Origin of the sequence: Roseinatronobacter monicus, assembly GCF_006716865.1 — a bacterium.
Lineage (GTDB): Bacteria > Pseudomonadota > Alphaproteobacteria > Rhodobacterales > Rhodobacteraceae > Roseinatronobacter > Roseinatronobacter monicus.
In genome coordinates this window covers 1,041,877-1,056,704 of record NZ_VFPT01000001.1, presented here as the reverse complement: position 1 = coordinate 1,056,704, position 14,828 = coordinate 1,041,877, and the positions used below count along the sequence as shown (strand labels likewise).

Annotated in this window: 9 protein-coding genes and 1 pseudogene; 9 read left to right on the top strand and 1 reads right to left on the bottom strand. The window is 52.4% G+C overall.

Going from position 1 to position 14,828, the window contains the following annotated elements; translation table 11 throughout:
- Positions 1-242: 242 nt before the first annotated feature.
- From BD293_RS04835 to BD293_RS04800, 9 genes and pseudogenes are all read left to right on the top strand, one after another.
- Positions 243-2,759, top strand: coding sequence for an AAA family ATPase (locus tag BD293_RS04835; protein ID WP_142080118.1), 2,517 nt, complete (start codon positions 243-245; stop codon positions 2,757-2,759).
- A gap of 22 nt (positions 2,760-2,781) precedes the next feature.
- On the top strand, positions 2,782-4,131 hold the full coding sequence (locus tag BD293_RS04830) for an McrC family protein (protein WP_142080117.1): 1,350 nt from the start codon (positions 2,782-2,784) through the stop codon (positions 4,129-4,131).
- Positions 4,132-4,193: 62 nt separating this feature from the next.
- Positions 4,194-4,688, top strand: a pseudogene (locus tag BD293_RS23050) (transposase); the annotation flags it as partial.
- 231 nt (positions 4,689-4,919) lie between these two features.
- Positions 4,920-5,087, top strand: coding sequence for a hypothetical protein (locus tag BD293_RS22620; RefSeq protein ID WP_170207060.1), 168 nt, complete (start codon positions 4,920-4,922; stop codon positions 5,085-5,087).
- 13 nt (positions 5,088-5,100) lie between these two features.
- Positions 5,101-7,536 carry an EcoAI/FtnUII family type I restriction enzme subunit R gene (gene hsdR / locus BD293_RS04820; protein WP_142084324.1) on the top strand — a complete coding sequence of 812 codons (2,436 nt, stop codon included), beginning with the start codon at positions 5,101-5,103 and terminating at the stop codon, positions 7,534-7,536.
- 35 nt (positions 7,537-7,571) lie between these two features.
- Positions 7,572-9,329 carry a class I SAM-dependent DNA methyltransferase gene (locus BD293_RS04815; RefSeq protein WP_246086212.1) on the top strand — a complete coding sequence of 586 codons (1,758 nt, stop codon included), beginning with the start codon at positions 7,572-7,574 and terminating at the stop codon, positions 9,327-9,329.
- A gap of 119 nt (positions 9,330-9,448) precedes the next feature.
- On the top strand, positions 9,449-10,705 hold the full coding sequence (locus BD293_RS04810) for an ISL3 family transposase (RefSeq protein WP_142079999.1): 1,257 nt from the start codon (positions 9,449-9,451) through the stop codon (positions 10,703-10,705).
- 140 nt (positions 10,706-10,845) lie between these two features.
- Positions 10,846-12,771 carry a restriction endonuclease subunit S gene (locus tag BD293_RS04805; protein ID WP_142080116.1) on the top strand — a complete coding sequence of 642 codons (1,926 nt, stop codon included), beginning with the start codon at positions 10,846-10,848 and terminating at the stop codon, positions 12,769-12,771.
- A gap of 1 nt (position 12,772) precedes the next feature.
- Positions 12,773-14,014, top strand: a complete 1,242-nt coding sequence (locus tag BD293_RS04800; protein WP_211840994.1) for an OLD family protein — start codon at positions 12,773-12,775, stop codon at positions 14,012-14,014.
- Between the two features lie 30 nt (positions 14,015-14,044).
- Here BD293_RS04800 and istB read toward each other — a convergent pair whose 3' ends face one another.
- Positions 14,045-14,827 carry an IS21-like element helper ATPase IstB gene (gene istB / locus BD293_RS04795; protein WP_246086342.1) on the bottom strand — a complete coding sequence of 261 codons (783 nt, stop codon included), beginning with the start codon at positions 14,825-14,827 and terminating at the stop codon, positions 14,045-14,047.
- Position 14,828: the final 1 nt, after the last annotated feature.

The window sequence follows — 14,828 nt, the reverse complement described above, 5'->3', positions numbered from 1 at the left end:
TTGTCGCGGCTACGCTTAGCGACAGACCTCGACTCATGACAAAAATGGCAAAATGTCATGAGTGGCCAGTGCTTGCCATACTACCATTCGAAGCGGCGGTCCTAGAACGATGTGCGTCCACTTCCGTGCTGCGCGAAGCTTATGTGAGGATCGTCAAAGGTTGAATCGGCTGTCACTTCAACTGGAAACCTGTCAAATCAAAACGAGCCAAGCCTTCCACTCAAAAGCGAGTCAATTTCCAAATGCCCGAATTCCAGCAACAGTACACCCTCTGGGATGAATTCTTGACTGTATGGCCAGCCTCGCGCTTAGCCTCGATGACAATCGACGAATATACTCAAGCTGGTTCGCAAGACAGCTTCACCTATTGGATCGAGTCGCGCTTAGACAAGATGGGCAGTATTTGGGGCGGGTCGGCGTTCAAGTTTGGGGTCTTTTCTCGCAAAAGCACTGAAAGCAAGCAGTCCGATGCCAAACTTAGCTATTCTGACGATTACGGCTGGTATTCAACCCTTGGCGACACAGCCGATGAAGCTTTCGAGAAGGTGCGCGGACATGTTGTGCAAGTCGCGCAGCTGGCATCAGCGGGCGACCTCGACGCTATTGAGGCATTCGAACATCTAGGTGAGGCCTTCAAGTGGAAGATCGCCTTTCACTATCAAAACCGGCAGTCGCCGGTACTGGTGCATATTTTCAAACGCAATTGGCTTGCCACCTTCTTAGGCGACACCGCGAAATCCAATATGGCCGCTTTGCAGAACTCGGTTATTGCTAAACGCCCTTCCGATCTTGGTATTCTGGAGTTTTCGCAAGAAGTTTGGGAAGCGGTAAGCAAAAAACTCATCAAGGTATGGAAGCTTTCGCATGGCGTAGGAGACTTTGCACAAAGCGAGTGGGAGAGTTTCCTCGAAAAAAATCTTGGTGTAATGCACGGCGAAACGAGGAAAGGTCAGGGAAGAGATTTTCAGAAGGCTGAGGTAGGCTCCTTGTTCTATCTGTGCCACGGCAATGAAGAAGTCGTTCTAGTTGGCCAATTTACGTCCGAAGCCGAAGCGTGTGAAAAAGGCGATGGCTGGCTTCAGCGTCACTATCGCGTACTCAAAAAGGCAATCAAGGATGGTAAGTATGAAGGTAGTCAAAAAGGCTGGACGCCAAACTATCGCTCCACTTTCAAACTTGTAGGCATACATGATCTGCCAGAGTTTGAGGCAACCTTGCTTCAACCGTTTTTCGATATGGATTTGGCGGAGTTGGCGGCTCTGTCAGGGGTGCCCATAGTGCCAAACAACTTGGGAAACGATCAAGAACCATCATTTGCGGCCGTTCCGGCAAAAGTTCTGGCCAGCGCACCTGTCGCAGCCTGCATTAATCGCATCTATTACGGACCGCCAGGCACTGGTAAAACCCACACGCTGACACAATTACTAAAGAGCTATTATGAACAAGAAGTTGAGTCGATCTCTGCCGAGGAGTGGCGAAATCAAGTTATCGCCGAAAAAATTGGGGCACTTACTTGGTGGGAAGGTTTGGCAGCCGCGTTGTACGACTTAGGCGGCAAGGCTAAAGTACCAGAGTTGGCCAAGCATCGGTTCATCCAGGCTATCGCGGATGCCAAAAGCCGCGTAAGCGGCATCAACCAGACCCTTTGGGGCACACTTCAAGACCATACAGTACTTGGGTCGACCACGGTCAACGTGAAACAACGGCTCGGCTCTGCTATCTTCGACAAATCAGCAGATTCTATTTGGCGGTTTGCTGGTAATTGGGACGAAATCGGTGCTGAGCTACGTGACCTGGTAGATGAGCTGAAAGCAGGACCAAAAGACGATGCTACTGTTCAGCGCTACAGCTTCGTCACCTTCCACCAATCCTATGGATACGAGGAATTCGTCGAAGGTCTTCGGCCAGTTCTGGCAGGCGACGCCGAAGAAGGCGAAGTAGCCTATGAGATCCGTCCGGGGGCATTCAAGGAACTGTGCCGCAAAGCTCGACAGGCGCCGGATCAACGTTGGGCAATGGTCATTGATGAAATTAACCGAGGTAATATTAGCAAGATATTCGGCGAGATGATCACTTTGATCGAAGGAGACAAGAGGGACCGCCTCGATGGTACCCCCCCGTCGGTCGAAGTTACCTTGGCCTATTCCGGCGAGAAGTTTTCTGTACCCGCCAACGTGGATATCATTGGCACGATGAATACGGCGGATCGATCGCTGGCCCTTCTTGATACGGCTTTGCGCCGTCGCTTCGATTTCGTTCCGCTGATGCCAGACACTCGTGCAGAGAAAGTTCCGGCCGAGCTAGACAGCGCACCCCTCGCAGGGCTGGTAGTCAAGACCGAGGCTGGCGTGATCGACGTGCGCCTGATGCTCGAGCGTATCAACGATCGTATTGAGGCTTTGTACGATCGTGATCATTGCATTGGTCACGCCTATTTTACCGGGCTTGCGAAGGTGCAAAACGAAGCGGATCGCTTCGGGGTGCTGGCAGCGATATTTCGTAATCGCATTTTGCCACTTATGGAGGAGTATTTTTTCGAGGACTGGCGTAAAATTCGACTTGTGTTGGCCGACAATCAGAAAGCCAACGCTGCGGATCAATTCATCCGCGAAACTGCCGACCACGATCAGGATTTGTCTGAGCTGTTCGGCAACGATCATGGCCTTGACAGCTACGCGACACGGCAGCGCTACAGCCTGCAAGAGTCGGCTTTCACACAGCCGATGGCGTATATCGGCATCTACCAACGGAATTCCTGATGGTTCGGATCAGGGTGCACAAATGGCTGGTATAACAATCTATGAGTTCTGTGCCCTGGTGTCTCAAGACAGTGGCGCTACGGAATCAGAAGAGTTACGTGAAATTCCTCCCAGCGTATTTGATTGGCTTGAAGTGCAGGCATTGGCCGCTAGCGACAAAGGAACTCACGCTTGGTTGCGGCTAACGCAAAAGCGCGGTCAACGCGCTATCCAGGTTGCCAGCTTTGTTGGGGTCATTCGAGCGCCAAACGGCTATCAGATCGAGGTCTTGCCAAAAGTTGGCAAGTTCACTGAAGGTGGGGATGTTCAGGCTAGGCAGTTGTTGATTGAGATGCTGCGTTGCCTTGGTGTCTTCCGGCACATTCAAACCGACAGCGCTAAGCTAGCTGCCACGCGAATGCCCTTACTTGAGGTTTTTATCGAAGCGTTCCTTGTCTGCGTTGAGCAAATCGTCAAACGCGGCTTGCGCAGTGACTATAGTGCCCTGCAAGATAATATGTCTGCACTACGTGGCAAACTGCAGATGGCAGCACACTTGCGGCATAACCTTTGCCGACGAGATCGCTTCTTTGCCGAGTTCGACGATTTCTCTCCGGATCGTGCGGAAAACCGACTTCTGCATGCTGCCTTACGTCAAGTTCTCTCATGGACTGGATCACAGACGAACCAGCGGCTCGCACGAGAGTTATGCTTTGTGTTCGCGGATGTGCCAATCTCTGAACTGCCGTCGGTCGATTTGCTTCGGGTCCGCCTTGATCGCGGCATGGCTCACTATTCGGACGCCTTAGCCTGGGCAAGGTTGATCCTGCAACACGAGTCGCCTTTGACCGGAACCGGCAGGAACCGATCGCCATCATTGCTATTTCCAATGGAGGCAGTTTTTGAGGCCTTTGTCGCCAAGCATTTAGAACGGCAGCTCTCTCCCCCTTTCCGTCTGAAACAACATGTAAAAACCTTTTCGCTGGTAAGACATCTTGAACAGAACTGGTTCCGTCTGAAGCCAGATTTCCTGGTGAAGGCTTCGGGCTCAAACTGTCTTGTCCTTGATGCGAAATGGAAGCTGCTGGACATCAAGAAGAAGAGCACTGGAACGGGCAAGTATGGGTTGAGCCAGGCAGATTTCTACCAGCTTTATGCTTATGGACAGAGTTATTTGGATGGCCACGGCGACATCGTTCTGGTCTATCCCAAAACAGAAACGTTTCGCCGTGCGCTACCTGTTTTCGAGTTTCCTAAGTCCAATGGGCTATACCTTTGGGTGCTGCCTTTCTGCTTGCATGAGCGAGTGCTAATGCTTCCCCCATCTGGAACTTGCGAGAGGCTAGACAACCTATTTCGCTGTGACGTTTCCCCGAGCTTTGATCCAACGTAGGCGAGCTGATGAAGCTGATGCCGGGACTGAAACACCTAGCAGATGGCCTGTGCGAGCAGGAGCGTAACTATGCTGTCGATGCGCTCGCCGATCCGGATGGCGTCCTTGTGATTGATGAGACAGGGTTTTTGAAGAAGGGCACCCATTCGGTGGGTGTGGCGCGCCAATATTCCGGCACAGCCGGGCGGATCGAGAAATGCCAGATCGGTGTCTTTGCTGCTTATGCCAGCCGCTGGGGCCACGCCCTGGTTGGCATCGCCACATCAGCCTTGTCATGGCAGCAGCGGCATTCCTGGCAAAGCTCGCGGCAGATCAGAGAAAAACGGTTCTTCAAAAACAGAACGAAACGAGTCCACGAATGCCGCCGGTCTTGCGCGACAAGCTCCTCGATGACCGCCCTACAGGGCGCAAGCTTTCCACGCCCAGTGGCTCGTCCCTGTTTCAAGGCCGTGGCCCCGCCGCGCTGCCGGATCGCGCGCGCCCACCGAGACCCAGTTGCCGCTGAAACCTTCAGCCGCGCCTCCGTGGCACGGCCACTCAATCCCTCGTCAATGTAGCGCTGAAAGCGCTCGCGCAGTGCGTTCGGTAAAGGTGCTGACATGTTCCATCCTTCAATACAGGATGAATCACATGTCCACAGACTTGGGAACCCCACGATTCAAGGTTTTACATACACGCTTTAATCACCAAAAAAATCACGACAGTCTTGGAGGTCAACGTCATTTCGCGTCTAGCCAATGAGAGTAAAACGCATTACATTTGCCGTACAATCAGCTTAGGATGATGCTATGAAGCGCTTGAAGGACCAAACCCTCTCAATTCGTACATCAGCAGACATAAAGCGACTATTGCGGTTGGCAGCTGAAAAAGAGCATCGTTCGATTGCATCAATGATGGAACTTTTGATCCTTAATTATGCTGAAGAATGTGAACTAAAAGCTGATACTCCAGAATAACAGGGGAAGAGTGATAAATAAATTAAACTTTTCCGAGCGAGATATATGCACAAAGTATATTATCCCAGCTATTCAACTAGCTGGCTGGCAATTGCACCAATTTCGTGAAGAAGTGGGCCTTACCGATGGCCGCGTTTTGGTGCGCGGTACGCTAGCAGCACGCATACGGAACCCAGAAGTGAAAGGTGGACCTAAACGCGCAGACTTTGTTCTTTACGGTAGACCAAATATTCCGATCGCGGTTATAGAAGCAAAGCAAGCAAAGTTTTTTATAGGCCATGGAATTCAGCAGGCTCTTGCTTATGCAGAGATGATTGATGCGCCTTTCGCCATAAGTAGCAATGGTGATGGATTCTTGTTGCATGATCGGACAGGCATCACACAGCCCATTGAACGTGAGCTTTCGCTGAATGGATTCCCCTCGCTAGACGAACTATGGCCGGTCTACCGACAATGGAAGGGGCTTTCTGAGCCAAACGCCACCAAACTAGTTGAGCAGCCGTTCTATTCTGATGGTAGCGGTAAAGCCCCGCGATATTACCAGCGCGTTGCAATCAACCGGACTATCGAGGCAGTCGCAAAAGGCCAATCACGAGTTCTGCTTGTGATGGCTACAGGCACAGGAAAGACCTATACAGCTTTCCAGATTATTTGGCGTCTTTGGAAGGCTAAAGCAAAGAAGCGGATACTGTTCCTGGCGGATCGAAACATTCTAGTAGATCAGACTATGCAGCAGGACTTCGCACCGTTTGGCGAAGTCATGCACAAGGTCACCAATCGTGAAGTCAAGAAAAACTATGAAATTTATCTGGCGCTTTATCAAGCAGTGACCGGCCGCGAGCAATGGAAGCAAATCTATCGACAGTTCCCGTCAGATTTTTTCGATCTTGTCGTTGTCGACGAATGCCATCGGGGCAGCGCAGCGGACGACTCTGCCTGGCGGGAGGTTCTCGATTACTTCGGCAACGCAACGCACCTAGGCCTAACCGCGACACCGAGAGAAACAAAAGAAATAAGCAATTTCAATTATTTTGGCGAACCAGTTTACACTTACTCTTTAAAGCAAGGGATCGAGGACGGCTTCCTGGCACCTTACAAGGTCATTCGCATTGCCACCGATGTCGATGCGTTGGGTTACACGCCTGAAACAGGAAAACTGGACAAACTGGGGCAGCCGGTGGAGCAGCGACAGTACAATTCGAAAGACTTCGACCGAGGCCTTGTTCTAGAAAAGCGCACTCGATTAGTTGCCATGAAGGCTTGGGAGTACTTGAAAGCCACCGACCCAATGGCGAAGACCATTATCTTCTGCGACGACCAAGACCATGCTGAACGAATGCGGCAAGAACTGGTAAAAATCATACCCGCTGCTGCGAGAAATCGTCGGTATGTGATGCGCATCACAGGAGATGATACCGAGGGCAAGGCCCAGCTATCCTACTTCATCGATAACGACGAACCTTATCCAGTTATTGCAACTACTTCTAAACTTCTGACAACAGGGGTAGACGCGAAGACCTGTAAATTAATCGTGCTCGATCAAACAATCAATTCGATGTCCGAGTTCAAGCAGATAATCGGTCGGGGCACCCGTTTGCGTGAGGACTATCAGAAGCTCTACTTCACCATTATGGATTTCAAAGGGGCAACGCGTCTGTTCGCAGATCCGGAGTTCGATGGCGATCCTGTTGTTATTTACGAGCCGAAACCCGGTGAATCTGTCGTTCCCCCGGACGACCAAAATCCACAAGTTGGCGGTGAACAAGATCTGCCAGCATCTCAGATCAAGACAACAGATGGCGACGGCCGACCGGCCGGTGTTGAAATCGGTGGTGGAACTGGGCCAGGACGCGTAAAATATTTCATCGACGATGTAGAGGTCCGCGTTGCAGTTGAACGTTCTCAATATCTTGATGCTAACGGAAAACTGATCACCGAGGACTACCGTGTTTTACTTAAGGACAGCATCAAAAAGTCGCTTCAAGACGAATTTGGTAGCCTGACCGAATTCCTGCGGCGCTGGAATAGTGCAGATCGAAAGCAAGCGGTCCTCGAATTGTTGACGAGTCAGGGTGTGCCGCTGGAGATCCTCCAACAGGCTGTGCCCAATGGGGTGAAACTTGACGCGTTTGATCTCGTTGCTCACGTCGCCTTCGATCAGAAGCCGTTGACGCGCCGCGAGCGGGCCGAAAACGTCCGGAAACGAGATGTGTTTGGAAAGTACGGAGAACAAGCCCGCGCTGTGCTGGAAGCTTTGCTCGACAAATTTGCCGACCATGGTGTCCAGGATATCGAAGACGCGAAGGTGCTTGAACTCCCACCGTTCGACCAATTCGGAAGTAAGACCCAAATCCGGCGCGGGATTTTCGGCAGCGTCGAGGATTACGCTGAGGCGGTAAGGTCGCTTGAGAAGGCACTTTACGAGAACGATGAACAAAGACAGGCCTGAACCGCTTTGCGGGCCAATAGGAATAAGAAGAGCACATGAACCTCAGCAACTCCATCAAATCCATTCAGGACATTATGCGCAAGGACGACGGCGTCGACGGCGACGCCCAACGCCTTGGTCAGCTTACGTGGATGCTCTTCCTAAAGGTCTTCGACCAGCGGGAAGAGGAGTGGGAAGACGACAACAATACGTACAAGTCTCCATTGCCAGAGCCTATGCGGTGGCGAAATTGGGCCGCCTATTTGCCCGGGGATGACGGGAAGAGAAAACCTCAGATCGCACCAAGCGATATTGTAGGGTTCGTGAACAACGAGCTTTTTGCTTCGTTGAAAGAACTCGATGCAAACGCCAGCCCACAGCATATGGTGATCCGCAGCGTTTTCGAAGATGCCAACAACTACATGAAATCCGGCACGCAATTGCTTGCTGTTATCGAAAAGCTGGAAGAGGCGATAGACTTCCATGACTTCAAGACCCGGGCAAACTTGGGCGACGTCTACGAACAGCTTCTGAACGACCTGCGCGGTGCCGGGAATGCGGGGGAATTCTACACCCCGCGCGCCCTCACTCAATTCATGGCTGATCGCCTCAACCCTAGCCTTGCCAAACGCGAAACCGTGCTAGACCCTGCTTGCGGGACTGGCGGCTTCCTGACTGCTGCGATCGATCATTTCCGCAACCAGCTTTCCGCCAAGTCCAGTGCGGAAGACCAGCGCGCCATCGAAACCCTGATCCGTGGCATTGAGAAGAAGCAGCTGCCTCACCTGCTGTGCACAACCAACATGCTGTTGCATGGCATTGATGTACCTAGCCAGATCGAACACCGCAACACCTTGGGAAAAGGCTGGAACGATTGGAGCGCCCACGACAAAGTGGATTGCGTGATCACCAATCCGCCCTTTGGTGGGTATGAAGATGACGGCGTGGGCAGCGATTATCCAGCGGATCTTCGCACGCGCGAGACGGCCGATATGTTCATGGCTCTTATCATCAAGAAACTGTTGAAGGAAAACGGGCGCGCCGCGGTCGTGCTGCCTGATGGTTTTCTGTTTGGCGATGGCCTCAAGGGCACTCTAAAGCAGCTGTTGCTCCGTGACTGCAACCTGCACACAATTGTGCGCCTGCCAAAAGGCGTGTTCGCACCCTACACAACCATCAAGACGAACCTTTTGTTTTTCACCAAAGGTGAAGTCAATGATGATGGTACCGAACACTTCCATACCGACACCATCTGGTTCTACGAGCACCCATACCCGCCTGGCTACAAGAGCTACAGCAAGACCAAACCGATCCGGTTTGAAGAGTTCAAACCCCTACAGGACTGGTGGGGCAAGGAGTCGAATGATTTCGCTGACCGAGAGCCAAACGAATTCGCTTGGAAGGTCGACTTCAAGACTAAGCGTGAGCAAGCAGAAGCTGGTGCAAGACCACACTGGGATCGCGCCGACACACTGAACAATGACGCCAAGGCGCTAGAAAACCGAGTGCGTGACCTGCGTGAGTCGATCAAAGGGGTAAGCGGTGATCTGCAGCGAAAGCCGGTTGAGGATCAGATGGACATTCTGCGCGCCCAAGCAGAGGAATTGCGCCTGCAGTCAAGTGATGCTCAAGCTGCGGGCGACCGAATTTACTGGCCTATCTTCAACCTTGATGAGACCCACCCCAACGGTCCGGAGGAAGAAATTCATGATCCAGACCTACTACTAGTTAAATATAGGTCCCTTCGCGATTTGTGTGGGTTGCTGGTGGGCGGCGGATTGAATCTTCTACCAGATATTGTGGTCACAACATAAGGCGCGTCTGTCGCGGAGACCTCAAATATCGCAGCGTCAGACGCGCCGAGCCTGTTGAGCTGCGGCAGTTTTTTTGGATAGGGTGAAGCTTCCTGAAACCAGCGGATGAGGAGGTATTCATGGGTCCCGAGACAAGTTTGTTCACGACAGCTCTTGGCCTGCAGGCTCCGTGGAGTGTCACGGACGTACGTTTTGACGCCAAACTCAAAGAGATCCACTTTGACGTCCGCTTCAAGGCGGGAAGTCGATTTGCTTGTCCCTCCTGTGGCGCGCCCGATCAGCCCGTCCATGACACGCGATCCAGGATCTGGGAACACCTGCGTTTTTTCGAGCACAAGGCTTTCATCCATGCCGATGTGCCACGTGTTGCTTGCAGCCAATGTAGCAAGACCGGACAGGTTCCGGTCCCCTGGGCGCGCAGTGGCAGCGGTTTCAGTCAGTTGTTTGAAGCCTTTGTGATTGCGCTGGTGCGACAGATGCCGGTGAAGGCTGTTGCTGATATGCTTGATGTTGGTGACGATCGCCTCTGGCGGGTTCTTGACCATTACGTGTCGTCAGCGCGAGATCGCGAAGACTTCAGCGCCGTGACCGCCCTTGGGATTGACGAGACAGCTGCGCGCCGCGGGCATAATTACATCACCCTATTTCACGACCTTCTGGCCGGCAGGCTTCTCTTTGCCTGTGAAGGACGTGATGCAAAGACTGTGGCGGCTTTCGGTGAAGATCTGCGCGCCCATGGCGGTGATCCCGATGCCATCTCCGCTGCCTGTATCGATATGAGTAGGGCCTACATTTCTGGCGTCGCAAAGCATCTGCCGAACGCGGATGTTACCTTCGACCCATTCCATGTCATCCAACTGGCCAATGTGGCGCTTGAAGAGGTTCGCCGCGCCGAAGTACGCAGCAGACCTGAGTTGAAACACAGCCGCTGGATGTGGCTCAAGGACAAGAAGAGATGGACGAAGCGGCAGATCACACAGCATCATGATCTATCTCGGATGCACCTGAAAACAGGACGCGCGTTTCGCTTGAAAGAGGCTTTGCGCGACATCTTTGCTGAAGCCGAGTCCAAGGCAGAGGCCGAAGAACGGCTTACCGCCTGGTTTCAATGGGCGCGCCGCAGCAGGCTGCCAGCATTCAAGAAACTCGCTCTGACACTCAAGGCGCACTGGGATGGTATACTTAACGGTTTTGACAGCGATCTGAGCAACGGCGCTGTCGAAGCCATCAACGGCCTCATTCAGGCCGCAAAGGCTCGGGCGCGCGGGTATCGCAAAACCCGCAACCTCATCAACATGTCATACCTCATCGCAGGCAATCTCACCCACTTACCAGCGTCACCCTACCGCACAACATCTTGTGCCACAGGCAAATGAACGGAAACCAAGCCACCCACACAAACCGCGAAATAGCCTAAATATAAGACCCTGCTTGGCCAGATCGAAGAAACCGAAAATCGCTTAAAGAGCGAACTAGCGGCAGCATTGGCGCACCACTTTGCCAGCGAGGACGCCTGATGGAAGCGTCTCAGTTTCTTGCGGAATTTGGGCACATTGCGAATGCCCCCGGGGGAGTTGAAAAATTACGCAATTTGGTGCTTCAACTTGCGATCTCTGGCCGGTTAGTAACTCTGGAAAATTCCGATTCTTCTATACCTGAGTCACTAGAATCTGCGGCTGATCAGTGCCGACATTACGCGGCAGAATTGAAACTTCGAGCGACGCGACCACACTCCCCATTGACGGCTGCGCCATATACGGTTCCGGACCATTGGAAATGGGTGCGTCTGGAAGGTATTTCACTATACATTCAAAGGGGAAAAGGTCCGAGATATGCCGACCATGGTTCCGTACAAGTAATTTCACAAAAATGCGTTCAGTGGTCGGGATTTGATCATAGTCTCAGTCGCTATGTGGCCGACGAATCGATTTCCGATTATGGAGAGGAACGGTTCCTAAAAGGTGGTGACCTTCTTTGGAACTCTACCGGTACCGGCACCGCCGGGCGAGTGGCAATATATCCAGATAGGCCTGATTATAAGGCGGTCGCGGACTCTCACGTGTCAGTGATACGTTTGACGTCGATAGCAAATCCACGTTATGTTTGGTGTGTGATCGCATCACCTTGGGTTCAGGCAAGAATTCAACCATCGCACCAAGATTCCCTGGTATCTGGAACAACTCAACAGGTTGAATTGAATACTAGCACCGTTCGAGAGCTTGCGATTCCGTACCCTCCTGTCGAAGAGCAAAATCGGATCGTCGAAAAAGTCGATGAACTGATGAATTTATGCAGTCAGCTAGAACGACAACAGCAAACACGCCGCAGGCTACAAAACGCTTTGCGTCATTCCACACTTCAAGCCGTAGCCGACGCCCATGATCCATATGGGCTCAAAGAGAGTTGGGAAAGACTAGAAACCAACTTTGACAGCCTTTTCAGCGAAAAGCAGGACGTTCGTAAACTTCGCGATGTTATGTGTGATCTCGTGTTGCGAGGAGTTACGACCCCAAAGTCACGAATGAGGCAATCAGAAATCTTTGCCGATGCTGAACTACGCCCACTTTCGCACGGATGGGAGTGGAAACCGCTTTCCAAGCTAACCGAGTACATCACCAGCGGTTCGAGAGGTTGGAAAAAGTACATAGCAAACGAAGGCGACTCCTTTATACGCTCTCAGGATATTAAGCATGATGAGCTCATTTTCGAGAAACCAGCGTTCGTACGATTGCCTGAAAAGGCAGAAGGAATGCGTACATTGGTCCAGCCATCGGACCTTTTGATCACGATTACTGGCGGAAATGTGGGTAGGTGCGCGGTCGTTCCCGATCTTCCGCAATATGCCTATGTTAGTCAGCATGTCGCCCTAATTCGCTTACTGGACCCCAGACTATCTGAGTTCATTCATTTTTGGATGGTAAACGCTTTCGGCGGTCAGGCATTCTTGGCGCGTTACATTTATGGAGACAAGCCAGGCCTTAATCTCAAACAAGTTGGTAGCGTGCTGATTCCAGTCCCGCCAATAGAAATGCTGCCTGAAATTCTACCCAGTTTGCGTTCATACCATCAAATGTGCGAACGGCTCTCAGATCAGTTGGAAGAGAAACTAGACGTCTCCAAAAAATTTGTAATAGCTGCCGTCAATTCAATAACCGGCATATCACTTGTAGAAGAAGGACCTGCGGCTGTGAAAGTCCCACAAACAGAATTGATTGCTCCGCTTCGATTGGGCACCACTCCCGATGTCACTGCACAGGCACCACTGACAACAATCCTTGCCCGCCACAATGGCGAACTACCTGCCAGAGATCTTTGGCAGCGCTTTGGCGGTGAAATTGATGCCTTCTATGCGCAACTCAAAACTGAGGTAGCGCACGGTTGGATTGCTGAACCGACAGTGGCTGAAATGTTGGAAAAACCCGCTGAGGCGGCGGGGGCCTAGTATGCAGCTTATCCATTTGGCGATCCCAAATTTTCGAAACCTGCAAGATTTGGTCATCGACTTCAAAACGCACGTTTCTGCGATGCCCGGCGCATCCACGGAGATTGATCCCAAGCGCATTCGCAGTCACGCTTTGATCGGTCAAAACGGGACCGGCAAGTCGAACCTTATCGAGGCGCTGATCACCATCTTCCGTGACATCGACCTCAATCGCGACGCGTCTCTTGACTACACCCTAGAATATGAAATCCGCGGTCACACGGTGCGTATTCAAGCTGACACTGCCAAGCAGAAACGCCCATTTGTCTGGGTGGATGACGACAAGGTCAGCCAAGATTACCTCCTCACGAATGATCGTGCCGACAAGTCGCCGCGCGATGAACGTCGCGGCCCACGTCTGCTACCCTCGCATGTTTTTGCATATTACTCTGGCCGGAATGAGCGGATCGAGTCGCTTTTCCAAGAACACCAGCGCCGTTTCAATCAGCGCCAAGAAATCACAGCCGACGAGGTGCTTTCTGAAAGGCTTCTTGAGAATTTCACGGGCACAGATGCTGATATTCGTGCCGTTGCGGAAGCCAGGCGCCAGAACGAGGCGCGGCTAAAACATACGGGCGACGACCGACTGCGACGTTTGTTCTACTGTCGCGGAGGTCACAGCCAGCTCGTGCTGCTGGCATGCCTGCTGTCAGACGACGCAGTTTTCGAGAAGGTCCTAAAGAACCTTCACATCGATTCGCTAGAGTCGGCGCTCTTTGTTTTAAAAGAACCGCACCGCCTGCGCGAAAAACGCCGAGCTGGTAGGTTTGATGAGAACGAATTGAATGAGGGCGATCCAAGATTTTGGTACGCCCGCGGCAATGTCGTAAGCGAATTCCTCGACAAGCTATGGCAAGTGTCCTGGGCCCCTATAGAGCAAGAAGCTACAAAGCAGATTGATTTTCGTGGCCGAACGGAAAAGCAGCGGCAACTCTATCTATTTGTCCCCAGTCAAAAAAACCTCAAACAGCTCGGCGAGCTAGTAGGAGGTACTGACAGTTTCTTTCGCTACGCTGAGGGCGCGTATATCGGAGATCTGATCGACGAGGTGCGTATCACCGTCAGAAAGCGTGACGAACACGGCGGCAAGGTCGGTTTCACGCAGCTGTCCGAAGGTGAGTTACAGATTCTTACGGTGCTTGGACTAATGTGTAGCGCGTCAACCACCTTGTCCGGTGCCGACAACCACCTTGGCCGGTTATAGCGGCCGCCGGGGTTGTGTTTTTTACTGTCTTTAGGTCAGGTTTTTTCCTTCTTCTTGGTTGTCGTTTTTGGTTGTCGCTGAGGCTTCGTTTTGCATTTTCATGTTGGCCGCAGCGCTTCTTTGGCGAAAGCTTTGCGCATTCATCTCAAGAATGCTGGCATGGTGGACAAGTCGGTCGATGGCCGCGACGGTCATGGCTTTGTCGGGAAAGATTTGATCCCATCCACTGAACGGCTGATTGGCCGCGATGGCGATGCTGCGATATTCGTATCGCCGGGCAATCAGTTCGAAGAGCACCCCGGTTTCGGCCTGATCCTTGTGGGCATAGGTAATGTCATCAAGGATGATCAGGTCAAATTTGTCGAGCTTGGCCAAAGCTGCTTCGAGCACCAGATCCCGACGTGCGGCTTGCAGTCTTTGGACAAGATCGCTGGTCCGGGTATAGAAGACCCTATGGCCTGCTTCGATCAGGGCATGGCCAATGGCACAGAGAATGTGGGTCTTGCCCGTGCCGGAGTTGCCAATGGCGATCAGGTTTGCGCCGCCGTCCAACCAATCTCCCGCAGCCAGAGCTTCGACCCGGGCGCGTGGTAAGGTAGGCAGAGCTTTGAAATCGAAGGTTGCCAAAGTCTTTCCAGCTGGGAGCTGGGATTCATTCAGATGACGGCGCATGCGGCGCATGTCCCGCTCGGCGAGTTCGTATTCGGCCAGCACGGCCAGGAAGCGCGCAGCCGGCCAGCCTTCGGTATCGGCTCGTGTGGCGATTTCCTGCCATAGCTTGTGGAAGCTGGGTAAGCGCAGGGCGCTCAGCATG